This window comes from Desulfovibrio sp. Huiquan2017 (genome assembly GCF_017351175.1).
Lineage (GTDB): Bacteria > Desulfobacterota > Desulfovibrionia > Desulfovibrionales > Desulfovibrionaceae > Pseudodesulfovibrio.
The window spans coordinates 1-21,655 of sequence record NZ_JAFMPN010000001.1 but is presented as its reverse complement, the minus strand read 5'-3'; the positions used below and the strand labels follow the sequence as shown (position 1 = coordinate 21,655).

Genomic DNA, 21,655 nt, shown 5'->3' with positions numbered 1-21,655 from the left:
GTTATGCGGTTTGAGAGTTTCGTCGCACTGAGATATCTGTTCGCCCTGCGCAAGCAGTCGTTCATTTCCGTCATATCGTTGTTTGCGGTTTGCGGGGTGGCCATCGGCGTGGGGGCGCTCATCGTGGTCATCGGGGTTATGAACGGTTTTTCCACCGACCTGCGGGACAAAATCCTCGGGGTCAACGCGCATATCCTGATCACCTCGCTGCGCGGCGGCATCAGCGATTACGAGGAACTGGCCGACGAGGCGAAAAAAGTTCCGGGCGTCACGGGTGTGACGCCCTTTGTCTATTCCGAGGTCATGCTGTCCACCCGTACCGGGGTCAAGGGCGTGGTCCTGCGCGGCATCGACCCCTCCACCTCGTCTTCGGTCCTGTCCCTGTCCAAAGACATGGTCAGCGGCAGCGTCAACCGCCTCAACGACAACGGGGACTTCCCCGGGATCATCATCGGCTCGGAGCTGGCCAAGCGTCTCGGCCTGACCGAGGGATCCCTGGTCAATCTGCTCTCGCCCTCGGGGCGGACCAGTTCGGCCGGTTTCGCTCCCAAGGTTCGCCGCTTCGCCGTGGCCGGCATTTTTCGTACCGGCATGTTCGAATACGATTCCTCCATGGGCTACGTCAGCATCCCGGCGGCCCGTCAGCTGCTCGGCTTCAAGGGCGACGTGGTTTCCGGCCTGGAGATCAGCGTGAACGACGTGTATAATGTCAAACAGATTTCAAACGATCTGCGCGACAAGGTCTCGTCCTTTACGGTCTACGTACGCAACTGGCAGGAAATGAACGCCAATCTCTTCGCCGCGCTGGAGCTTGAAAAAACGGCCATGTTCATCATCCTGGCCATGATCGTCCTGGTGGGGTCCTTTTCCATCGTCACCACCTTGGTTATGCTGGTCATCCAGAAGACCAAGGACATCGCCGTCCTCATGTCGCTGGGCGCGGACAAACGCAGCATCCGCAACATTTTCATGCTCCAGGGGACGTTCATCGGCCTGGCCGGGACGCTCTTCGGCTTCCTCCTCGGCGTGCCGTTGAGCCTGCTTCTCAAGGAGTATCAGTTCATCAAGTTGCCGAGCAACGTTTACCCCGTCGACTACCTGCCCGTGCGCCTGGAGGCGCTTGACCTGTTCACCATCGGGGCCGCCGCTTTTCTGCTCTGTTTCGTGGCCACCATTTACCCGGCGCGCCGGGCGGCGGGTTTGAGCCCGTCGGAGGCCTTGCGTTATGAGTAGGGAGTCGATATACCAACTGATTGACGTCAGTAAGGAGTTCGACGGGCCGTCCGAAGTGGTCCGCGTGCTTCGTGGGGTCGATCTGGAGATTCGACGGGGTGAATCCCTGGCCATTCTAGGGGCGTCCGGATCCGGAAAGACCACATTGCTGCACATGCTCGGCACGCTGGATACCGTGACTAGCGGCAAGATTTTTTTGAATGGTGTCGATCTCGGTACCCTGGGAGACAGGGATCGGGCGGTGCTGCGGAACAGGGACATCGGTTTCGTGTTCCAGTTCCATCACCTCCTGCCTGAGTTCTCCACGCTGGAGAACGTGGCGATGCCCGCCTTCATTGCAGGGAAGGGGCGCAGCGAAGGTCTGCGCATGGCGCGGGAGGCGCTCGACATGGTAGGACTTGCGCACAGGCTCGAACACAAGGTAACGACATTGTCGGGCGGCGAGAGACAGCGGGCGGCCATCGCCCGGGCGATTCTCCTCCGTCCCAAGGTGTTGCTTGCCGACGAGCCCACGGGCAATCTTGATGAGGAAAACGGCGCCAGGATCGGGAATTTGCTGGCTTCTCTGAATAATGAATTGGGTATGACCTTTATCGTCGTCACACATAATCCGGAACTCGCAGCGATGATGCATCGGCGCTTCGAACTGCGTTCAGGAGAACTTTATGCTCAGTAATCTCGTTCGCGGCCTGGCGATGGGAGTGATCGCAACCTTTGTCCTGCTGGCCGCCGCTACGGGTCATGCCGCCGAAAAACTCAATCAGGATGTCTCCGTCGCGGTGCTTCCCTTCGCAGTCAACGCGGGGGATGACTTGAGCTATCTCAAGGACAGCCTGCCCGAACTGTTGGCCGACCGGCTGAAGGAAGCCGGGTTCAAGGTCATCGCTCCCGAGGAAGTGGCCCGCATGGTTCACGACAAGGGATACACCCAGTTTGATCCGGACAAGGCGCGCGAGATCGCTTTGCTGGCCGGGGCCCAATTCGGCGTCTACGGCGCCCTGAATCAGATCGGGGAAAATTTGACCATCGACGCCCGGCTGATCGACGCCTATACCAGCGATTCGGGCAAGAAAATTTCCGTGACCAAGAAGGGGCTGATCAATCTGCTGCCCGCAGTGGACGCCCTGGTGGATCATATGCGCATGGATCTCCTGCGCCTGGACATCGTATCCGAGGTCGACGTGGAGGGGACCAAGGTCCTGGACAAGGACGTGGTCCTCATGCGCATGACCATGCAGAAAGGCGATACGATTACCGCCAAGTCCATCAATACTGCACTGAAGAATGTTTATGACCTCGGTTACTTCGATGACGTTCGCGTCCGGGTCGAGGATGGAGATGAGGGCAAGAAGGTCGTTTTCGTGGTCAAGGAGAAGCCGCGCATTCAGGCCATAGGCGTCCGCGGAGCCAAGGAAATCGATTCCGACGACATCCTTGAGGCGGTATCCACCAAAAAGGGCAGCGTCATCAACCCCAAAGTCCTGGCCGACGACATCCGCGTCATCCGAGAAATGTACCGCAAGGACGGTTATTACAAGGCCAACGTCACCCAGGAGATCGATGACGCCGGCTCCGGCATCGCCAGGCTGACCTTTGTCATCGACGAAGGCCCGCAATTATATATCGAACACGTCATCATCGACGGTGCCGAGCAACTCGACCCCGACGACATCAAAAAGGTCCTGGCTCTCAAGGAACGCGGCTGGCTCTCCTGGATCGACAATTCCGGCGTGCTCAAGGAGGAACTCCTCGACCGCGACGCCTCCGCCATCATGGCCTACTATCAGTCCAAGGGCTTTTTGACCGCCAAGGTTGGCCAGCCCGAGGTGGATATCAAGGACGACGGCATCGACGTCATCTATAAAGTTTGGGAGGGCGACCGGTACAAGATGGGCAGCACCTCCTTCACCGGCGATCTCATCGACGATCCGTCCAAGCTCATGCAGGTGACCCAGATCGATCAGCTCAAGGATGAAGATGAATATTTCGATCGGCTCATCCTCCAGAAAGACGTCTCGGCCCTGACCAATTATTACAATAATTATGGTTACGCCTACGCCGACGTGGGCGTGAAACTTGATGACAACCCCGAGACCAAAATCGTCAACGTCATCTACAATATCAGCAAGCATCAACGGGTGCACATCCGCCGAGTGCTCATCGAGGGCAATACGGTCACCCGGGACAACGTCATACTGCGCGAGATGCGTCTGGCCGACGGTGATCAGTTCAGCGGCAGCAAGCTCAAACGCTCCAGCCAAAGGCTGACCAACCTTGATTTCTTTGAGAAGGTGGACATCGCCCCCGTGCCCACGGGCAACCCCGAGGAGATGGACCTGGTGGTCAAAGTCAAGGACAAGGCCACCGGCAAGATCAGCGGCGGCGTGGGCTTCTCCACTTATGACGGCGTCTTCTTCGGCGGTGAAATTTCCGAAAAGAACCTCTTCGGACGGGGCTACGACGTGGGCTTTACCGGCCAGATCGGCGGGTCCAACAACAAGTATGTGCTGCATTTCACCAATCCGCACATCAACGATACGGATCTTGGTTTCGGAGTTCAGGCCTACAAACGCGATACCGACTACTCCCAATACTCCATCAATAGAGTGGGAAGCGACCTGAACTTCTTCTATCCCATCGGCGAATATACGCGACTCAAGTGGGGATACGGCCTCGAATCCTACGACATCACCGACGTGGATCACGACGCCTCCCGGAAGGTCAAGGCCGACGCCGGTTCACATTTGGCTTCGACCGTGAGCGGACAGGCTGTTCGCGATACACGCGACAACTACCGCGATACGTCCTCGGGTACCAAGACCTCTCTGGCGATTGTCTTCGGTGGCGGTCCTGTGGGCGGTACTGATGATTTTGTCAAATATATCGGAAGTTTCGAGTGGTGGCACCCGGTGCTTGAGCAGATTGTCTTCCATTCCAAGTTCTGGGGCGGCTATCTGCACAAGAACTGGGGTGGCGACGAAATCCCCACTGCGCAACGTTTCGAACTTGGCGGCCAATACACAGTTCGCGGCTATTCCAACTACTTGATTACGCCTACGGAAGGTCCCAAGTCCGACGCGGACGTCGGCGGCAACAAGGCCTTCTACACCAACCTTGAGCTCAAGCGTCCCATCAGCAAGGAACTCGGCATCACCGCGCTGGGCTTCTTCGACGCCGGTAACTCCTGGAAGGAGGACGAGGATTGGTTCGAGTCCGTGGAGCGCGGCGATGTAGGCGAGCCCTCAATGGGCCTGTACAAGAGCGTCGGCGCGGGCGTTAACTGGTATTCTCCCATCGGTCCCGTGGGCTTGATTTACGCTTACGCTTTGGATGACCTGTCCGACTCGAAGCAGCACACCATCGAGTTGATCATGGGCCAGCAATTTTAACCTGACACAGCCTTCAATCAGTTAAGGAGTCATACAATGAAGAAAGTCTGTCTGTTTGCCATTTGTTTCGTCTTCCTGCTCCAGTCCGCGGCCTTTGCCGAGACCAAGATCGCGGTTTTCAGCACCAAGGAAGTCGTGCAGGAGTCCGCTTTTGGCAAAGATGTGCGGGCAAAGCTCGACGCCAAATTCACCGCACGCGGCAATCAGCTGAAGAAAGAGCGCGAAGACCTTGAGAAGTTGAAAATGCAGATCGATAGCAATGCCTTCGAGGGCAAGGTTCTGCAGGACAAGGTGACTGAGCTTCGCCGTCGCGGCCGCGACTGGAACGAAGATTTTTCCGTCTACCAGAAGGCCATCCAGGCCGAGCAGAACGAGTTGGGCAAGCCCGTCCTCAAGAAGCTTGAGAAAGTCGTCATGACTTACTGCTCCGCGCACGGCTATACCCTCGCCTTCGACAAACAGACTCCGGGCCTGGCCTACATCGCCGACGGCGTGGACATTACCCCCCAGCTTATCAAGGAACTCGACAATCTCAAAAAGGCCGGAAAGTAGTTGAATGAACATCAAGCTGTCCGCCCTGGCCGAAAGGCTCGGGCTTGCATTTACCGGCGCGGATAGGGAGATATCCGGGGTCAATACCCTGGAGAGGGCCGGGGATGGCGACCTGTCGTTCCTGGTTAATCCCAAGTATCTGTCGCAATTGGAAATCACCAAGGCCGGATGTGTTCTCACATCCGGCTCTTATGCCGCCAAAGTCCCGTGCGCGCTCATAAGCGAGAACGTCTATATGGACTTGGCCCGTGTGGTGAATGTCTTTGCCCGTCCTCAGGGTTGCCTGACCGGCGTGCATGAACTTGCCTTCGTCCATCCGGATGCCGACGTGGCTGAATCCGCCACGGTGTATCCCTTCGCCTTCGTGGGCGAGGGCGCGACCGTTGGTCCGGACACCGTGATCTTCGCCGGAGCCTACGTGGGCGAAGGGAGCGTGATCGGAAGCGGTTGCATCCTCTACCCGAATTGTGTGGTCATGGGCGGGCTGACTCTCGGCGACAATGTCATCCTCCAGCCCGGAGCAGTGCTCGGCGGCGATGGTTACGGCTATGCCCAAACTCCTGTCGGACATATGAAGATTCCGCAGATCGGCACCGTGGTCATCGAAAACGACGTGGAGGTCGGCTCCAACACGGCTATTGACCGGGCCGCCCTGGACACCACCCGCATCCGCCGGGGGACCAAGATCGATAACCTGGTTCAGATCGGCCACAATGTGGAGATCGGCGAACACTGCCTGATCATCGGCCAGACCGGCATAGGCGGGTCCTCCCGGATCGGCAACGGCGTGGTTCTGGCGGGGCAGACCGGCGTGCCCGACAACGTGAAGATCGGCGACGGGGCCATGGTGGCCGCTCAGAGCGGCGTCCTCGGCGACGTCGAGCCCGGCAGCAGGATCGCAGGCAGTCCGGCCATGCCTGCCAAGACCTACCTCAAGGCCGTGGGCGTCTGCACGCCCCAATTGCCCGAGCTGTTCAAGCGCGTGAAGAAAATGGAAAAAGAATTGGCTGCGCTGAAAGCGGCCGCCGGAGGGAGCGATGAATAACGGCTATCCACTCGATATACGCAAGATCATGGAGATGCTCCCCCACCGGTACCCGTTTCTGCTGGTGGACCGCGTCCTGGAGTTCGAGCCTGGGGGGCACCTCACGGCCATGAAAAACGTGACCATCAACGAGAATTTTTTCCAGGGACATTTCCCGGGGCTGCCGGTTATGCCCGGCGTGCTCCAACTGGAGGCCCTGGCTCAGACCGGCGGGCTGTTCGTCGTGAATTCCTTCGATGAACCCTTGGGAGACAGGGTGTTCCTGTTCACCGGCCTGGACAAGGTCAAATTCCGTAGGCCCGTTGTTCCGGGTGACCAACTCATCCTGAACGTCGAATTCTTGAAACAAAAATTGAACATATGGAAGATGCGCGGCGTCGCCAAAGTGGACGGCCAAGTGACCTGCCAGGGCGAATTCTCCGCCGCCATCGCCCACAAGGGGGACATGTAATGTCCAGTCAGATCCATCCCAGCGCCATCATTCATCCCTCGGCGGAACTGGGAGCCGATGTCCGTATCGACCCTTACGTGGTTGTGGGGGCCGACACCAAGATCGGCGACGGTACCTTCCTGGAGGCCCACTGCGTCATCCAGGCCAACACCGAACTCGGAAAGAATAATCACATACACCCGCATGCCGTTATCGGCGGCGAGCCGCAGCATTCCGCCTTCAAGGGCGAGAAGACCTTCACCCGCATCGGCGACAACAACATCATCCGCGAATGCGTGACCATTCATCGCGGCACGGTGCAGGGCGTGCAGGAGACCGTCATCGGTTCGGGCTGCATGTTCATGGCCTATTCGCACGTTGCCCACGACTGTAAGATCGGCGATCACGTCATCCTGGCGAACGCCGTGCAGCTGGCCGGGCACGTGGAGGTCGGCCGCAACGTGACCATCTCCGGCATGTCCGCGGTTCAGCAGTTCATCCGCATCGGCGAGTATTCCTTCCTCGGCGGGGCCAGCGGCTACAAGCTCGATGTGCCGCCGTTCATGCTGGCCCACGGCGTTCGGGGCATGCTTTTCGGCCCCAACCTCATCGGTCTCAGGCGCAACGGTTTCGACTCCGCGACCTGCAAGGCGCTCAAGAAGGCATACAAGATCATCTTCCGCTCCGGCCTGACCAAGGAACAGAGCTTGGCCCAAGTGGAGGAGGAGCTTCCCGGCATTCCGCAGGTGGACCGACTCATCGGCTTTATCCGCGAAAGCAAGAACGGCGTGGTGCCCGATCATAAGCAGCGCTGCGCCAACGGCCACTAGGCCGGAGCAATATGTCCGAATCCGTCAGCACCATCGGCCTCATTGCCGGAGGCAAGCAGTTTCCCGAGTTGGTGGCCCGCGGCGTCAAAGCCAGGGGCCACCGACTCGTGGTGGCTGGATTCACCGGCCACACCAACATGGATGTGGCGCCGCTGGCCGACGTCTTTCGCGAATTGAAGCTTGGCAAGCTCAACCAACTCATCTCTTTCTTCAAGGACGAGAAGGTGGACCGGGTCATCATGGCCGGGACCATCGAAAAACCCAAGGTCATGGATATCCGTCATCTGGACATGCGGGCCATCAAACTCGTTCTCGGACGCCGGGACAAAGGCGATTCCGCGCTGTTGGGCATCATCGCCCGGGAGTTCGAGCAGGAGGGCATGCCCGTGGTCCCGGCCCATGAATATATGCCGGATCTGCTTTCGCCCGAGGGCGTCATGACCCGGCGCGAACCGGATGCGCGTGAGTGGGGCGATCTTCGTTTCGCCTGGGGCATCGCCAAGGAACTCGGCCGTCTGGACGTGGGGCAGTGCGTCGTGGTCCGCGAAGGCATCGTGGCTGCGGTGGAAGCCTTGGAAGGCACGGACGAGACCCTGCGCCGCGGTTTCCAGTATGGCGGTCCGGAATGCGTGGTGGTCAAGGTCTTCAAGCCCGGCCAGCAAAAGGAAGTGGACCTGCCGAGCCTCGGTCTGGATACCGTCAAGCTCATGGCCGAGGGCAAGGCCACCTGTCTTGGCGTGGAGGCGGGCAAGAGCCTGTTCTTCGATCGCGAAGCGGCCATCGAATTCGCCGACAAGGCAGGCATCGCCTTGGTCGGTCTGACCCCGGATTCCTTCCCCGAATCCTCCTGACATCTTTTCGACGATTCCTTCGACGTCTTGCCAATGGCGGGACGTTGTGCGATTACTCTTTGAAGTCATGGAGTTATGGTTGGCCATAACGCCCATGTTTTTCTGATTTCCCTTCAAAGACGGATGGCTCCATGGATACTGCCCTCGAATGCATGCCCTGCTTCAAGCGGATGGCGATCAGGGAGGCGAGAATCGCCTGTCCGAACGACCCCGCATTACGCGAAGAAATCGTGGCCCGGTGGGAGGCGCTTCTTCCCCAGCTGGACATGGACGAGCCGCCGCCTGCCATCGCCCGCCGTCTGGCCGAACTGGTCCGCGATATCTCCGGTTGCACCGATCTATATGCGGAGGACAAGCGGGCCGCCAACGCTTTTGTTCTCGGGTTGCTGCCGTCCCTTGAGGAACGTGTGGAAGCCCGGCGGTCTTCGGGCGATCCCCTGAGCCTTGCCCTGGAGCTGGCCATCATCGGCAACTACATCGACCGGGGCGTGGAGTTGGATTTCGATCTGGAGAAGGAGCTGGCCCACGTGGCCGAATCGGTGTCCCCCGAGGTTCTGAACGCCTTCCGCAAGCGTGTGGAGCCCGGTGCGTCCGTGCTTATCCTGGGCGACAATACCGGCGAGATCGTCTTGGACACCTTGTTGGTCCGCGAGTTGACCAGACTTGGCTGCGAAGTGACCTATGCCGTCCGCTCCCGACCCGTGCTCAACGACGCCACCATGGACGACGCCGTGGCCGTGGGCATGACCGCGTTGTGTCCTGTTGTGGAATCCGGCGTGGACACCCCCGGCACGGTCTTGAGCCGCTGCACCCCCTCGTTTATCGAGCGCATGCGCGCAAGCGACGTCATCCTGAGTAAGGGGCAGGGCAACTTCGAGGCCCTGGATGGGGTCTGGCCCGGCGTGTTCTGCGCCTTCAAGGTCAAATGCCCGCGCATCGCCCGCAAGACCGGCCTACGATTCGGGGCGAGCGCCCTGTGCCTGAGCGTTCGCGAGCGATCGCTCCATGACGGCCCGGAGCGTGATGGCGGGGCGGATCATGCTTAGGCGGCTGCCGCGCATCCTGGTCGAGAGTCTGGTAGCTCTCGTCCTGGGCTGCACGGGGCTTCTGCTTTGGGCTTCCTACTACATCGACACCGGTGAATTCCGCGCCCGGTTCACCGAGACCCTTGAAGCTGTCCTGGCCCGGCCCGTGATCCTGAATGGCGATTTGGATATCGCGATCTGGCCGCGACTGGCTCTGACCGTTGAGGATTTAAGTATTGGCGAGGCCCCGGGCTTCGGCGATATCCCCGCGGCCCGGTTCGAGGACATCGGTATCAGCGTGCGCATCATTCCGCTTTTCTCCCGGCACGTGGAGGTGGAATTCCTGGAACTGAACGGCCTGGACGGCGTCGTGGTCCGCAACAAGAAAGGCGTCTTCAATTGGCAATCCCTGGTGGAGCATGGCGACGAAGACGGCCAGGGAATGACCCTGGGCGACTGGACCATTGCCGTGGACAGCGTGGAGATCGCGAACGCCGATATCCTCTTTCGCGACGAGATGGGATCCACCGAGTATCGCCTTTCCGGTATCGACATCAATACCGGGACCGTCTCTTTGGACGAGGATGTGCCGTTTTCTCTGAGCAGCGGATTTTCGTGGGCCGACCAAGGCCTCAGGGCGGATCTGATCCTCAAGGGCATGATCCGGGTGAGGGATGACGGCACGCCGCCCGTTTTTTCCCAGACCACGGTCCAGGCCAAGGTTTACGGCGATTTCCTGCCCAGGAACGCCGCCCGGGGGGAGTTCATCGCCGCCGTGAATCTGGATTGGGACAACCGGGTCGTGACCTTCGATAATTTCGAAGCCAGTCTGTTCGGCCTGCGCGCCGAAGGCAATGTGACCAGCGGGGATTTGGACAAGGGGTGGGATTTCCAGGGACATATCACTGTTCGCCCCTATGTGCCGCGCGACCTCATCGCCCAATATGCTCCGGGCATGCCCATCAAGGACGTGGACGGTCTGCGCAGCGGCGCGGTGGCCTCCTTCGTGCACGTCACCGAGCAAGGGGTGCGCTTGGAAAATCTGGCCCTGACCCTGGACGACATCACCGTGCGCGGCCAGTGCGGCTTTACGGGGTGGAGCCGCCCGGTCTTCGATTTCGATCTGCATGCGGACACCATCGACCTGGACCGCTACCTGCCCTTGTTCCGCACCGGCACTCCGTTTATCTGGGACGATTTCAGCCTGCCGTTCTTCCGGGCATTCCGGGGCGGCGGCACGATTCGGGCGGACGGCTTCAAGGTTCTCGACACCCTGGTCTCGGACATCCGCATAAAGGTGGCCGCCACGGACCAGGGCATGACCTTCGATGCCGGCGCCATCCGCGAGGGACTGGCCTCCCTGGGCGGGACCATGAACGTGGTTATCGGTATGGACAAGAAAGGGCAGCCGACCCTGGCCCTGAACGCGGCGGTGGATGCCGAGTCACAACGGCAGGGCTTCGCGTTCCTGCAACGGGATCCGTTGAACGTGGGCGGCCGTGGCTCGATCCATCTGGAAGCCTCGGTTCCCCGGATGGCCTGCCCGCCCGAGGCCCGTTCCATTTATCTTTTGCAACATCTCGGCGGGCTGGCCCGGCTCTCCCTGGGCCGGGGCGGGGCGACATTCCGGCGGGGCGAGGAAGCCCCTCTTTCCCTAGACTACGCCAAGGCCGATCTGGAAGTGAAAGTCCGTCCCGACGGCAACGTCGCCAAGGGGTTCTGGAACAGCCGCCTTTCGGCCGCTCTCAAGTTGCGCACCGGCGGCGAGTTGGAATCCCTGAACGTTACGGTCGAGGGGGGGCTCTCTTCGGGCATCGACGAACTGCGCGCCCGGAGCCGGGACATGGTGGTCAATGGGTATCTGACTTCGCCTCGTCTGCCCCAGGAAGCCCGCAGGCTGGCCTTCGGCGGTACCGTGGCCTTCGACTCGGCGGACGACTTCGTGTCGCTTTCGGACGGTATGTTCCAGGCCCTGGGGGCCACACTTACGGCTGATGCCCGTTTGGCGGGTCCCGCTCGGGAGCGGCATGTGGAAGGCAACCTGGCCGTGACCGAGGCCGATCCCAAACGGATCGTGTATCTCCTGACCGGCAAGAGTCTCCGCACCCGGGACGGCGCGGCCCTGCGCAAGGCCTCGCTTGCGGCGAAATTCAAGGCCGACCGGAGCGGATTCACCCTGAGCGACCTGAACGGCGAGCTGGATGGCACGCCGGTCAAGGGGCACGTGGTCGGCACAGGGTATGCCGATCCCCTATTGGCCTTTTCCCTGGCCGCCGGGGCTTTCAACCTGGACCGTTACCTTCCGCCTCCCCCGGCCCGGAGCCTGAACGACATCCGCGAGGGCCGCGAGCCCGAGGCCGCGCCTGCGGATCTGCCGCTCGGATTTCTTCGTGGTCTCAAGCTCAACGGCAAGGTCTTTTTTCAGGAATTCACCCTGGCGCGCATCCGCAGCGAGTCCTTGGAAGGTTACATCCGGGCCAACGAGGGCATCCTGCACCTGGCCAAGGTTCAGGGCAAACTCTACGGCGGGAACCTTAAGGCGGACCTGGGGGGCCAGGCGGGAGACGCCGCCCTGGCCCTGCATCTGATTCTGGATGTGGACAATATGCAGGCCGGCCCGTTCATGCGGGAAATGGCCAAGCGCGAATATCTGCGCGGCGCAACGGACATCAAGGCGGACCTGAACAGCGTGGGCCGGACCGACGACAACATCCTGGCCAACTTGAACGGCACGGCTTCAGTGCGGATCACCGATGGATCTTTCAAGTTCACCGGCTGGGACCTGCCGTCCAAGCCCGTCAACCAGGGGCGGAGCTCGCAGATCGGCGAAGACCGGCAGCGCAAGACCGACGGACGCACCGTCTTTCGCCGGGCGGCCACCGAGGCCACAGTGGAAAAGGGCGTATTCACGCTCAATAATTTTCGGCTGGAGGCTCCGCCCATGCTTCAATCCTACGGCGAAGGCAATTTCAGCCTGCCCGCCAATACCATCAATCTGTCGGTACGCAACGACTTCGTGGCCGTGCCAAGCGTGACAGTGCGTCTGACGGGCAAATTGAGCGACCCCAAAGTGGAGGTGCCCACTGGACGCATCCTCAACGATACGGTCCTGAACATCCTCAGCCTGCCCAAGAAATCGTTCGAATTCCTGCGGGATCTGTTTTGATGGAAAGACGGCCGGCTTGCCTGCGCGGTCGTAATGAGTGTATGCGGCAGCAAGGCGGAACTTCAATCATGCACGTGGAGCGGCTATGAGTCTGGTCAGGAAGATCATGCAGTTGAAACGGCAATTTTTCGAGGGCATCTGGGAGCGCAATACCGCCGGGACGCCGTATATCGTGCGTCTCTGGCGGGGCGCTTGCCGCCTGATCTATTTGATCTGCTTCAGCTTCGTGAAAGACCAGGTCATCATCCGCGCTGCGGCTCTGACTTTCACCACGATCCTGTCCATCGTGCCGTTTTTGGCCGTGGCCTTTTCCATCTCCAAGGGATTCGGCTTTCAGAACACCGACAGGATGCGCGACCTGATCCTCCATCTGACCACGGGGCAGCCCGAGGTGGCGGACAAGATCATCGAGTACATCGACCGGACCAATGTGCAGGCTCTGGGTTGGGTGGGCGTGGTTACACTGCTTTTCACCGTCCTTTCCCTGGTGGGGACCATCGAAAAGGCCTTCAACGTCATCTGGAGCGTGGACAAGGGGCGGTCGCCCTGGCGTCGGGTCACGGATTTTTTCCCGGTCATCCTCTTCGGGCCCATTTTCCTGTTCGTGGCTTCGAGCTTCAACGTCAGCCTGCAAAACCAGGAGATCATCACCACGGTCATGAGCCTCAAGGCCATCGGCTACTTGGAGTCGGTGTTTCTCAAGACCGTGCCGTACTTTTTAATCATCATGGCCTTTTCCATGATGTACGCCTTCATTCCCAATACCAGGGTGCGCATCCGGGCCGCGGTCATCGGCGGCGTGGTCGGCGGCGTCCTGTGGCAGATGGCCCAATGGCTGTACATCAATTGGCAAATCGGGGCGGTCAAGTACAACGCCATCTACGGCAGCTTCGCCCAGTTGCCCCTGCTTCTGGTCTGGATTTACCTGAGCTGGGTCATCGTCCTGCTCGGGGCCCAGGTCAGCCACGCCTGGCAGAATATCAATTCCTTCGTCAAGCAACGCTACTTCGGTACGGCCTCGCCCTACGAGCGGCAGAAGATCGCGGTGCTGATGATGGTCGTTCTGGCCAAGCGGTTCCACGAGGGCGCGGCCCTGCCGTCCGTGGAAGAGATCTCCGACGGCCTCATGGCCCCGGCATCGCTGGTCTCGGACCTGTTTCGCGTATTGCAGCGCGCAGGTTATACGATCCCGGCCGAGATGACGGGCTGCGAGGTCTACGCCCCGGCGCGCGATCTGAGCGACGTGCGCGTGCTCGATGTCATCCGGGCCGTCAACATGGAAGGGGAGCGGCGGGTTTTTGCCGAGTTCGACGAGAAATACGGCTTTCTGGACCGTATTTTGGGCAGCCTGGGCCAGGCCACGGCCGAAAGCGAGGCTAACCTGACCCTGCTGCAATGCGCCGAGGAGTACCCCGGGGCCGTCTTCAGCATCGTGCCGGAAGATGAATCGGGCCGTTGCCCGCAACGCGTTTGATTCCGCTTACTTCTGGCCGTAGGCCGTCTCGTATTTCGTCTTCAATTCGCGGAAGGTTCCCGTTTCCACGGCCTGTCTGATCTGTTTCATCAGGTCGAGATAGAAATAGAGGTTGTGGTAGGTGTTCAGCCGGTAGGAGAGCAGCTCCTTGGCCATGTACAGATGCCGCAGATATGCCTTGGTGAAGTTGCGGCAGGTGTAGCAGCCGCAGTTGGGATCCAGGGGTGAATCGTCCTCGGCGTACTCGGCACGCTTGATGTTGACCTTGCCCATGGAGGTAAACAGGGTCCCGTTGCGGGCGTTGCGCGAGGGCAGCACGCAGTCGAACATGTCCACGCCCGCCGAGACTCCTTCGAGGATGTCCAGGGGTGTACCCACGCCCATGAGGTAGCGCGGTTTGTCGCGGGGCAGTTTGGGCGCGATGTGATGGAGGATGTCGTACATCTCCTCGGTGGATTCGCCCACGGACAGGCCGCCGATGGCGAAACCTTCGAAATCTATTTCCCTGAGCTGTTCGAGGCTGCGCTCGCGCAGATCCTTGTGGAACCCGCCCTGAACGATGCCGAACATGATTTGGTCGCCGCTGCCTTTCGGGTAATGCTCGCGGCATCGTCGGGCCCAGCGGGTGGTCATCTCCAGGGATTTCTCGGTGTAGGCCCGGTCGTTGCCGTACCCCACGCATTCGTCGAGCACCATCATGATGTCCGAGCCGAGGTTCTTCTGAATGTCTATGGCTTTTTCCGGCGAGAAAAAGTGCTTTGATCCATCAATATAGGAGCGGAATTCCACGCCTTCTTCGGTCAGTTTGCGGATGCCCTCCAGGCTGAAGACCTGGAAACCGCCGGAGTCGGTCAGGATGGGGCGTTTCCAGCCCGCGAATTTGTGCAGGCCGCCGCGTCGGGCCACCAACTCGTCGCCGGGCCGGAGGTACAGGTGGTAGGTGTTGCCCAGGATGATCTGGGCCTCCATCTCCTCAAGGTCGCGCGGGGTCAGGCTCTTGACCGTGCCTTGGGTGCCCACGGGCATGAAGATGGGCGTCTGGATGTCGCCGTGGGCCGTGGTCAGGGTGCCGCGCCGGGCCAGGTTGTCCGTGGCGTGAAGGACGAAATCTCCGGGTTTGGTCATTGTGCGACCCCCTTTTTCGGACAGATGTCGGCCAGTTCGCAGGCGTCGCAATGGGGCTTGCGGGCCGGGCATACCTCACGGCCAAAGAAAACAAGGATATGGTTGACGTCGCCCCAGTGTTCGCGCGGGAAGAGCGGCATGAGGTCCTTTTCAATCTGTATGGGGTCGGTCTTGGTGGTCAGTCCCATGCGGAAGGCCAGCCGTTTTACATGAGTGTCCACGGCGATGCCTTCGTTCACGCCGAAGGCGTTGGCCAGGACGATGCTCGCCGTTTTGCGGGCCACGCCGCCCAGGGTGACCAGTTCGGCCATGGTCCGGGGGACTTCGCCGTTATACTCGTCCATGATCCGTCGGGCCGCGGCCTTGATGTTTTTGGCCTTGTTGCGGAAGAATCCCGTGGAGCGGACGACCTCTTCGATCTCGGTCACATCGGCCTCGGCCGCGTCCCGGATGGCGGGCCAGCGTTCGAAGAAGGCCGGGGTGACCATATTCACCCGCTCGTCCGTGCACTGGGCGGACAGGGCCGTGGCCACCAGCAGTTCCCAGGGAGTGGTGTAGGTCAGGGCCGGTTGAGGAGATGGGTACCGCTTGGAGAGGCGGTCGAAAATTTCGGCTGCGCGTTCTTTCTTGTTCATGTGTCCTCCGTGTCGGAGGCTTGTTAACACCTGTGGCCGTGCGGCTCAAGCGTCAAAGGCGGCGGCCCCCGCTTGCGTCCGTCGGCGAACCATGTATCATCAGGACGAATGGAGGCAACCATGTCCGAATCATTCATCTACATGACTTGCGCGGACGCCGGGGAGGCCGAGACCATCGGGAGGATGCTCGTGGAAACGCGCTTGGCCGCCTGCGTGAATATCCTGCCCGGCATGCGTTCGCTCTATTGGTGGCGTGGCAAGGTGGAGCGGGCCGAGGAAGTGGTGCTCATCGCCAAGACGCGCACCGACCTGGTGGACGAATTGACCGGGGCGGTGAAGGCGGCCCACGGCTACGAAGTGCCGTGCGTGGTCGCGTTGCCCATTACCGGCGGCAACCAAGACTTCCTGGAGTGGATCGGGAATGAAACGAAGTAGTAGTAAGCACGCTCCGCAAGGGGATCGTTGACAGCATCGGGATCATGCAAGTAGGTTCCCGTTGACCAAATCCGCTTCCAAGGAGTGCTCATGCAGATTTATATTTCCGGTTCCCTTGCCTTCGACCGCATCATGACTTTCCCCGACAAGTTTTCCAATCATATTCTGCCGGACAAGATCCATATCCTTAACGTTTCCTTTTTGGTGGACGGGCTGGTGGAGCGGTTCGGCGGCACTGCGGGCAACATTGCCTACAACCTTTCCCTGTTGGGCGAGAAATCGACCATCCTGAGCCAGGTGGGCAAGGACTTCGGCCCCTATGACGAGCGGCTGCAACACTACGGCATTGCCGTGGACGGCATCCGGACCATCGAGCAGGAGTTCACCGCCGGGTGTTACATTACCACGGACATGTCGGACAACCAGATCAACGGGTTCAACCCCGGGGCTATGAAATACCCTTCGCAGTACGATATGAGCCGCATTGACCCGGCCGAGGCCATCGGCCTCGTCGCGCCCGGCAATATCAACGACATGGTGGATCATCCGAGATATTATCGCGAGCACGGCGTCCCGTACATCTTTGATCCCGGCCAGCAGATTCCCGCCCTGGGCGGAGACAGGCTGAAAGAGGCCCTCGACGGTGCGAAGATTCTGATCGTCAACGACTACGAGTTGGAGATGGTCATGAAGTCCACCGGCCTGTCCAAGGCGGATATCGTGGAGCGCGTGGAGTATCTGATTACCACTCTCGGGGAGAAGGGCTCCGTCGTCAGCAGCGGCGATGGGGAGATCTCCGTGGGCATGGTTCCGGCCAGAGAAGTGCTCGACCCCACCGGGGCGGGCGACGCCTTCCGTGCCGGACTGCTCAAGGGGCTGGCCTTGGGCAAACCCGTGGCCGAAGCTTGCAAATTGGGCGCCACCTGCGCCACCTACGCGGTGGAGTTCAAGGGCACCCAGGAACACTCCTTCACTTTGGAGGAGTTCACCGAGCGCTATGAATCGGTCTTCGGGCCGCTGACGTAGCCGTCGGCCAAACAGGCCGGGGAGGGCGACATGATCGAACTCGAAGTCCGTGCCATTGAACAGTATCTGCGGCGCGTCCATGGCGACGACGTCCGGCTCCTCGGGGCCGGAGACATCGGCAGCCTCGACGCCCAGGGCATGAAGGGGTTCGGCTACGGCAAACCCCTTCTGGTTCGCTTCGAGGCGGGCGGCGAGGTCCGGGAGGCTGTGTTCTCGGTCATGAAAGGCGACAAGTATGGTCACCAGTTCTACTGGGACCGGGCAGCCATCCTCATGTTCCAGTACGAGACTTCCGCCCGCATGGAACGCCACGTCCGGCCGCTCGGCCTCGGCTATGTGAACGATGCGGACGAACTCGTTCCGATGGAGGCCCCCAAGGAGTTCTTCATCGTCAACGCAAAGCTTCCCGGGCACGATTATTTTCTGGACCTGGAACGGATCCGCGCGCACGGCCTGCGCGACGGCGACCTGGACACGGCTCGCGAGTTCGCCCGCTGGCTGGCCCGGGTGCACGCGGACAAGCTCGACGATTCGCACCTGTACGCCCGGCGCATCCGCAACCTGCTCGGGGCCAGCGAGTGCATCCTCGGGCTGGTGGATGAGGCCTTCCCCAGGGATTACGCCTTCTTCGGGGAAGACCGCTTTCGGGCCCTGGAAAAACGGCTCATCGATTGGCGCTGGAAACTCAAGGGCTACGCTCATCGGTTGAGCGCGGTGCACGGCGATTTCCACCCCTGGAATGTGCTCGTTACCGAGGACGGTGATTTCTCGGTGCTCGATCGCAGCCGGGGCGAGTGGGGCGAACCGGGCGGCGACCTGGCTTCCATGGCGATCAACTACCTGCTCTGGTCCCTGTACGACCGCGAGAAGCTGGGCGGCCCCTTCAAGGAGTTGTATCTGGCTTATTTCGGAGAGTACCTGGACCGCACCGGGGACGGCGAGGTCCTGGAGGTCCTGGCCCCATTTTGCGTCTTTCGCGGGCTGGTCATTGCCTCGCCCGAGTGGTATCCGGACCACCCGGCGCCGGTACGCCGCCGTCTGTTCAACTTCGTGGCCAACGTCCTTGAGGACGACGTCTTCGACTGGCGGCACGTCAACCGCTATTTGGAGTAGGCATGACCGGGCAAGATGGCGACGGCTGGGCGGTCTGGGTTGTGGGCCTGCCTGGGTGCGGCAAGTCCGCCCTGGCGTACGGCCTGCGCGACTCGCTTCGGGCCCGGGGCGTGGATGTGGAACTGCTCCAGATGGACGAGCGGAGGAAAGTCTATTTTCCCGAGCCCCGATACACCCGGGAGGAGCGCGAAACGGCTTACCGGTTGTTTGCCGAGGAAGCGGCCCGGTTGACGCGGGCGGGACGCAACGTGATTCTGGACGGGGCGGCCTACCAGGTATCCATGCGCCGGTATGCGCGTTCGCTTATCTCCCGGTTCGCCGAGATATTCGTCCGTTGCGACCTGGAGACGGCCATGGCCCGCGAGGCCGGGCGGCCCGAGGGAAAAATCATGGCGGGGCTCTATTGCAAGGCCTTGGAGCGTAAGAAAACAGGCCGCGATTTCGATGGGTTGGGCGAGGTCATCGGAGTTGACGTTCCTTTCGAGAAGGATCCCGGGGCCGAATTCGTCATCGACAACACCGCCTTGGCCAAGCCGGAGACCTTGAGAAAAACCTTGCACTTTCTGGACACTTGGCTCGCCAGTGTTTAACTGCCCTCATAACCACGCCGATGTGTCGGCCTGAACCGAAACGAAACGGTCCCCGAGGCCGGATACATACATATGAAATTCCATATCACCACCTTCGGGTGCCAGATGAACGTCCACGATTCGCAATGGCTGACCCGTGCCCTGGAAAGCAGGGGCTGGGAGCAGGCGGGCGAAGACGAGGCCCAGGTCTACATTCTGAACACGTGCAGCGTACGCGACAAACCGGAACAGAAGGTCTACAGCGAACTGGGCCGGGTGGCCGCGCATCTCCGGCGGGATGAAAATGTCTTCGCCGCCGTGGGCGGTTGCGTGGCCCAGCAGGTGGGCCGGGGCTTTTTCGAGCGCTTCCCCTTTGTTCGTCTGGTCTTCGGTTCGGACGGCATCGCCGGGGCGCCCAACGCCCTGGAGCGTATCGCCTCGGGTCGGGACGACCGCGTGGCCCTGCTTGATTTCGTGACCCTGTACGAGGAGCGCGAGCAGCCCGAGGCCCCGGCCGCCCAGGACGGCACCCGGCAGGCATTCGTCAACATCATGCAGGGGTGCGACAATTTTTGCGCCTACTGTATCGTGCCCTATACGCGCGGCCGCCAGAAATCCCGTACCCCCGACGCCATCCTGGACGAGTGCCGGGGGCTGGTGGAAAGCGGCGTGCGCGAGATCACCCTGCTCGGGCAAAACGTCAACAGCTTCGGCCTGGACAAGGGCGGGACGGGCGTCAGCTTCGCCGGGCTTCTGCGTTCGGTGGCGGCCATCCCCGGCCTGGACCGGCTGCGCTTCACGACGTCCCACCCCAAAGACATCGCCGAGGAGGTCGTCCGAGCCTTCGGAGAGCTGGAAAATTTGTGTCCCTCGTTGCATCTGCCCATGCAGGCCGGGTCGGATCGGGTACTCAAGGCCATGCGCCGCAAGTATGACATGAAGCGCTATCTCTCCATCGTGGACGGACTGAGGGCGGCCAGGCCGGACATCTCCCTGACCACGGACCTCATTGTCGGCTTCCCCGGCGAGACGGAGGAGGACTTCCTTCAGACTTTGGAGATGGTCGAGCGGGTCGGCTTCGAATCCAGCTTTTCCTTCAAGTATTCCGACCGCCCGGGCGTGGCGGCCGTGAACATGGAGCCCAAGGTCACGGCCGAAGAAGCGGCGGATCGGCTGCTGCGCTTGCAGACTCTGCAAAATAATATTACTAGAAAATGTCTAAAGAATTTGGTGGGCGCGCAAACCGATGCGTTCATCGAAGGGTTAAGCCGCATGCAGGAGGGGGACGTCCTCTCATGGAAGGGGCGCGACCCGGCTGGACGTATCGTCAACGTCTCCATGGTTGAGCGCGGCGACATGGTTGGCATGATGGTTCCGGTGCGGATCAGGGAAGCCAAGAAACACTCCCTCGTGGGAGAGAGGACGGGCGAGCCGTGGTAAAGGTCGAGATTTTCGGATTGGCCGTGGACGAGGCGGGCAAGTCCCCGATCATCGTCCTCAAGGACGAGGAAGAGACCCGGGTCCTGCCCATCTGGATCGGGGCCATGGAAGCCATGTCCATCTCCATGGCCATCAACAAGGTGCCGTTTCCCCGACCCATGACTCACGACCTCCTGCTCAACGCCATCCGCGTCTTGGGCGGCGCCGTCGCTCGCGTGGAGATTACCGATATCGAGGACGGGACCTTTTTCGCCGAGATCGTCGTGGACACGGGAAACGAGACCCTGCGTATCGACAGCCGCCCGTCGGACGCCATTGCCCTGGCCGTGCGCGCCGAATGTCCCATCCTGGCGGGCGAAACCGTCCTGGACGAGGCTGGCGGGGCGTTTCCGGAACACCCCGAGGCGGTCATCAAGACAGAGGACGCCGAGAAATGGCAGGAGGAGCTGGACAAGCTCTCCGAAGACGACATCAAATACAAGATGTAGGCCCTTCATGATTGATCTGCATACCCACACCGTTTTCAGCGACGGGGAACTTATTCCCGCCGAACTCGTCCGTCGGGCCGAGGTCATGGGCTACAAGGCCCTGTGTATGACCGACCATGCGGACGAGGCGACCATGTACCACACCCTGGAGAACGTCTTGCGTTTCGTCCGGAAGCATGGCCATTTCTTCGACATCAATGTCCTGGCCGGGGTGGAGCTGACCCACGTGCCACCCGCGCTTATCGGCGAAATGGTCCGGGCCGCGCGAGAGAGTGGGGCGCAAGTGGTGGTCATGCATGGCGAGACCCCGGTGGAGCCCGTGGCCCCCGGCACCAATCTGGCGGCCATCGAGGCGGGCGTGGACATTCTGGCCCATCCCGGCCTGATCACCGACGAGGAGGTCCGGCTTGCCGTGGAAAAGGGCGTGGCCCTGGAAATAACCACGCGCGGCGGTCACAGCTACACCAACGGACATGTGGCCGCCATGGCCCGCAAGCACGGGGCGAGGCTCGTGGTTGATAACGACGCGCACGCTCCGCGCGATCTCATCGGCGAGGATCTGCGGCGGACCATCGCCCTGGGCGCAGGGTTGACCCCGGACGAGTACCGGCAAACCGAGGCCAATGCGTGGGAGATCGTCCAGCGATGCATGAAATGATGTTTCCCGATCGTCGCATGGTCGTGACCAAGAAGGCGTAGACACGTAAAGAAATACAGGAAAGCCGTGGCTTGCTTGAGGCCCGGCTTTTTTTCGCATGAAGCGGGCCGCATGGCCCATAGACCCGACAAAGGTGCAACCATGAACTTTCTGCCCGACAACTCCATCCTG

The 21,655-nt window shown here is 60.9% G+C and carries 20 protein-coding genes; 18 read left to right on the top strand and 2 right to left on the bottom strand.

Annotated elements, in window-relative coordinates; all coding sequences use genetic code 11:
- The first annotated feature begins 3 nt into the window (after positions 1 to 3).
- From J0909_RS00100 to J0909_RS00050, 11 genes are all read left to right on the top strand, one after another.
- On the top strand, positions 4 to 1,233 hold the full coding sequence (locus J0909_RS00100) for a lipoprotein-releasing ABC transporter permease subunit (protein WP_207259571.1): 1,230 nt from the start codon (positions 4 to 6) through the stop codon (positions 1,231 to 1,233).
- A complete protein-coding gene (locus tag J0909_RS00095; RefSeq protein WP_207259570.1) occupies positions 1,226 to 1,909 on the top strand; it encodes an ABC transporter ATP-binding protein in 684 nt (227 codons plus the stop codon). The genes J0909_RS00100 and J0909_RS00095 overlap by 8 nt, the downstream gene beginning before the upstream one ends.
- On the top strand, positions 1,899 to 4,622 hold the full coding sequence (bamA, locus tag J0909_RS00090) for an outer membrane protein assembly factor BamA (RefSeq protein ID WP_207259569.1): 2,724 nt from the start codon (positions 1,899 to 1,901) through the stop codon (positions 4,620 to 4,622). Before J0909_RS00095 ends, bamA begins: the two co-directional genes overlap by 11 nt.
- A gap of 36 nt (positions 4,623 to 4,658) precedes the next feature.
- Positions 4,659 to 5,174, top strand: coding sequence for an OmpH/Skp family outer membrane protein (locus J0909_RS00085; RefSeq protein ID WP_207259568.1), 516 nt, complete (start codon positions 4,659 to 4,661; stop codon positions 5,172 to 5,174).
- Positions 5,175 to 5,178: 4 nt separating this feature from the next.
- Positions 5,179 to 6,219, top strand: coding sequence for a UDP-3-O-(3-hydroxymyristoyl)glucosamine N-acyltransferase (lpxD, locus tag J0909_RS00080; protein WP_207259567.1), 1,041 nt, complete (start codon positions 5,179 to 5,181; stop codon positions 6,217 to 6,219).
- The gene (gene fabZ / locus J0909_RS00075; protein ID WP_207259566.1) at positions 6,212 to 6,670 is read left to right on the top strand and encodes a 3-hydroxyacyl-ACP dehydratase FabZ; all 459 of its coding nucleotides are present in this window, start codon (positions 6,212 to 6,214) and stop codon (positions 6,668 to 6,670) included. Before lpxD ends, fabZ begins: the two co-directional genes overlap by 8 nt.
- Positions 6,670 to 7,479: an acyl-ACP--UDP-N-acetylglucosamine O-acyltransferase gene (lpxA, locus tag J0909_RS00070; RefSeq protein WP_207259565.1), complete on the top strand. Its 810-nt coding sequence runs from the start codon at positions 6,670 to 6,672 to the stop codon at positions 7,477 to 7,479. Before fabZ ends, lpxA begins: the two co-directional genes overlap by 1 nt.
- Before the next feature lie 11 nt (positions 7,480 to 7,490).
- Positions 7,491 to 8,330 carry an LpxI family protein gene (locus J0909_RS00065; RefSeq protein ID WP_207259564.1) on the top strand — a complete coding sequence of 280 codons (840 nt, stop codon included), beginning with the start codon at positions 7,491 to 7,493 and terminating at the stop codon, positions 8,328 to 8,330.
- 131 nt (positions 8,331 to 8,461) lie between these two features.
- The gene (locus tag J0909_RS00060) at positions 8,462 to 9,376 is read left to right on the top strand and encodes a damage-control phosphatase ARMT1 family protein (RefSeq protein ID WP_207259563.1); all 915 of its coding nucleotides are present in this window, start codon (positions 8,462 to 8,464) and stop codon (positions 9,374 to 9,376) included.
- Entirely contained in the window at positions 9,369 to 12,521 is a 3,153-nt protein-coding gene (locus J0909_RS00055) for an AsmA family protein (protein ID WP_207259562.1), read from the top strand. The genes J0909_RS00060 and J0909_RS00055 overlap by 8 nt, the downstream gene beginning before the upstream one ends.
- An 85-nt stretch (positions 12,522 to 12,606) precedes the next feature.
- On the top strand, positions 12,607 to 13,995 hold the full coding sequence (locus J0909_RS00050) for a YhjD/YihY/BrkB family envelope integrity protein (protein WP_207259561.1): 1,389 nt from the start codon (positions 12,607 to 12,609) through the stop codon (positions 13,993 to 13,995).
- A 6-nt stretch (positions 13,996 to 14,001) separates the two neighbouring features.
- On the opposite strand, the gene tgt is transcribed toward J0909_RS00050, so the two are convergent.
- Positions 14,002 to 15,120 (bottom strand): tRNA guanosine(34) transglycosylase Tgt, encoded by a 1,119-nt coding sequence (gene tgt / locus J0909_RS00045; RefSeq protein WP_207259560.1) that lies wholly within the window; start codon positions 15,118 to 15,120, stop codon positions 14,002 to 14,004.
- Entirely contained in the window at positions 15,117 to 15,755 is a 639-nt protein-coding gene (nth, locus tag J0909_RS00040) for an endonuclease III (RefSeq protein ID WP_207259559.1), read from the bottom strand. Before nth ends, tgt begins: the two co-directional genes overlap by 4 nt.
- A gap of 120 nt (positions 15,756 to 15,875) precedes the next feature.
- Here nth and cutA point away from each other — a divergent pair, with 120 nt between their 5' ends.
- From cutA to J0909_RS00005, 7 genes are all read left to right on the top strand, one after another.
- Complete coding sequence (gene cutA / locus J0909_RS00035; RefSeq protein ID WP_207259558.1) at positions 15,876 to 16,190, top strand: divalent-cation tolerance protein CutA; 315 nt, start codon at positions 15,876 to 15,878, stop codon at positions 16,188 to 16,190.
- A 90-nt stretch (positions 16,191 to 16,280) separates the two neighbouring features.
- Entirely contained in the window at positions 16,281 to 17,216 is a 936-nt protein-coding gene (locus J0909_RS00030; protein WP_207259557.1) for a carbohydrate kinase family protein, read from the top strand.
- 30 nt (positions 17,217 to 17,246) lie between these two features.
- Complete coding sequence (locus J0909_RS00025; RefSeq protein ID WP_207259556.1) at positions 17,247 to 18,329, top strand: phosphotransferase family protein; 1,083 nt, start codon at positions 17,247 to 17,249, stop codon at positions 18,327 to 18,329.
- A gap of 2 nt (positions 18,330 to 18,331) precedes the next feature.
- Complete coding sequence (locus tag J0909_RS00020) at positions 18,332 to 18,919, top strand: adenylyl-sulfate kinase (RefSeq protein WP_207259555.1); 588 nt, start codon at positions 18,332 to 18,334, stop codon at positions 18,917 to 18,919.
- 72 nt (positions 18,920 to 18,991) lie between these two features.
- Entirely contained in the window at positions 18,992 to 20,338 is a 1,347-nt protein-coding gene (gene miaB, locus J0909_RS00015; RefSeq protein ID WP_207259554.1) for a tRNA (N6-isopentenyl adenosine(37)-C2)-methylthiotransferase MiaB, read from the top strand.
- Positions 20,332 to 20,826, top strand: coding sequence for a bifunctional nuclease family protein (locus tag J0909_RS00010; RefSeq protein ID WP_207259553.1), 495 nt, complete (start codon positions 20,332 to 20,334; stop codon positions 20,824 to 20,826). The genes miaB and J0909_RS00010 overlap by 7 nt, the downstream gene beginning before the upstream one ends.
- A gap of 7 nt (positions 20,827 to 20,833) precedes the next feature.
- Positions 20,834 to 21,484, top strand: a complete 651-nt coding sequence (locus J0909_RS00005; RefSeq protein WP_207259552.1) for a histidinol phosphate phosphatase domain-containing protein — start codon at positions 20,834 to 20,836, stop codon at positions 21,482 to 21,484.
- Positions 21,485 to 21,655: the final 171 nt, after the last annotated feature.

Excerpts from the sequence above, each read along its gene's own strand:
- miaB (WP_207259554.1), top strand. The coding sequence starts at position 18,992 with ATGAAATTCCATATCACCACCTTCGGGTGCCAGATGAACGTCCACGAT.
- nth (WP_207259559.1), bottom strand. The coding sequence starts at position 15,755 with ATGAACAAGAAAGAACGCGCAGCCGAAATTTTCGACCGCCTCTCCAAG.
- J0909_RS00005 (WP_207259552.1), top strand. The coding sequence starts at position 20,834 with ATGATTGATCTGCATACCCACACCGTTTTCAGCGACGGGGAACTTATT.
- lpxD (WP_207259567.1), top strand. The coding sequence starts at position 5,179 with ATGAACATCAAGCTGTCCGCCCTGGCCGAAAGGCTCGGGCTTGCATTT.
- bamA (WP_207259569.1), top strand. The coding sequence starts at position 1,899 with ATGCTCAGTAATCTCGTTCGCGGCCTGGCGATGGGAGTGATCGCAACC.
- J0909_RS00030 (WP_207259557.1), top strand. The coding sequence starts at position 16,281 with ATGCAGATTTATATTTCCGGTTCCCTTGCCTTCGACCGCATCATGACT.
- J0909_RS00065 (WP_207259564.1), top strand. The coding sequence starts at position 7,491 with ATGTCCGAATCCGTCAGCACCATCGGCCTCATTGCCGGAGGCAAGCAG.
- J0909_RS00055 (WP_207259562.1), top strand. The coding sequence starts at position 9,369 with ATGCTTAGGCGGCTGCCGCGCATCCTGGTCGAGAGTCTGGTAGCTCTC.
- J0909_RS00085 (WP_207259568.1), top strand. The coding sequence starts at position 4,659 with ATGAAGAAAGTCTGTCTGTTTGCCATTTGTTTCGTCTTCCTGCTCCAG.
- J0909_RS00020 (WP_207259555.1), top strand. The coding sequence starts at position 18,332 with ATGACCGGGCAAGATGGCGACGGCTGGGCGGTCTGGGTTGTGGGCCTG.
- J0909_RS00050 (WP_207259561.1), top strand. The coding sequence starts at position 12,607 with ATGAGTCTGGTCAGGAAGATCATGCAGTTGAAACGGCAATTTTTCGAG.
- lpxA (WP_207259565.1), top strand. The coding sequence starts at position 6,670 with ATGTCCAGTCAGATCCATCCCAGCGCCATCATTCATCCCTCGGCGGAA.
- J0909_RS00095 (WP_207259570.1), top strand. The coding sequence starts at position 1,226 with ATGAGTAGGGAGTCGATATACCAACTGATTGACGTCAGTAAGGAGTTC.
- tgt (WP_207259560.1), bottom strand. The coding sequence starts at position 15,120 with ATGACCAAACCCGGAGATTTCGTCCTTCACGCCACGGACAACCTGGCC.
- J0909_RS00060 (WP_207259563.1), top strand. The coding sequence starts at position 8,462 with ATGGATACTGCCCTCGAATGCATGCCCTGCTTCAAGCGGATGGCGATC.
- fabZ (WP_207259566.1), top strand. The coding sequence starts at position 6,212 with ATGAATAACGGCTATCCACTCGATATACGCAAGATCATGGAGATGCTC.
- J0909_RS00100 (WP_207259571.1), top strand. The coding sequence starts at position 4 with ATGCGGTTTGAGAGTTTCGTCGCACTGAGATATCTGTTCGCCCTGCGC.
- J0909_RS00025 (WP_207259556.1), top strand. The coding sequence starts at position 17,247 with ATGATCGAACTCGAAGTCCGTGCCATTGAACAGTATCTGCGGCGCGTC.
- cutA (WP_207259558.1), top strand. The coding sequence starts at position 15,876 with ATGTCCGAATCATTCATCTACATGACTTGCGCGGACGCCGGGGAGGCC.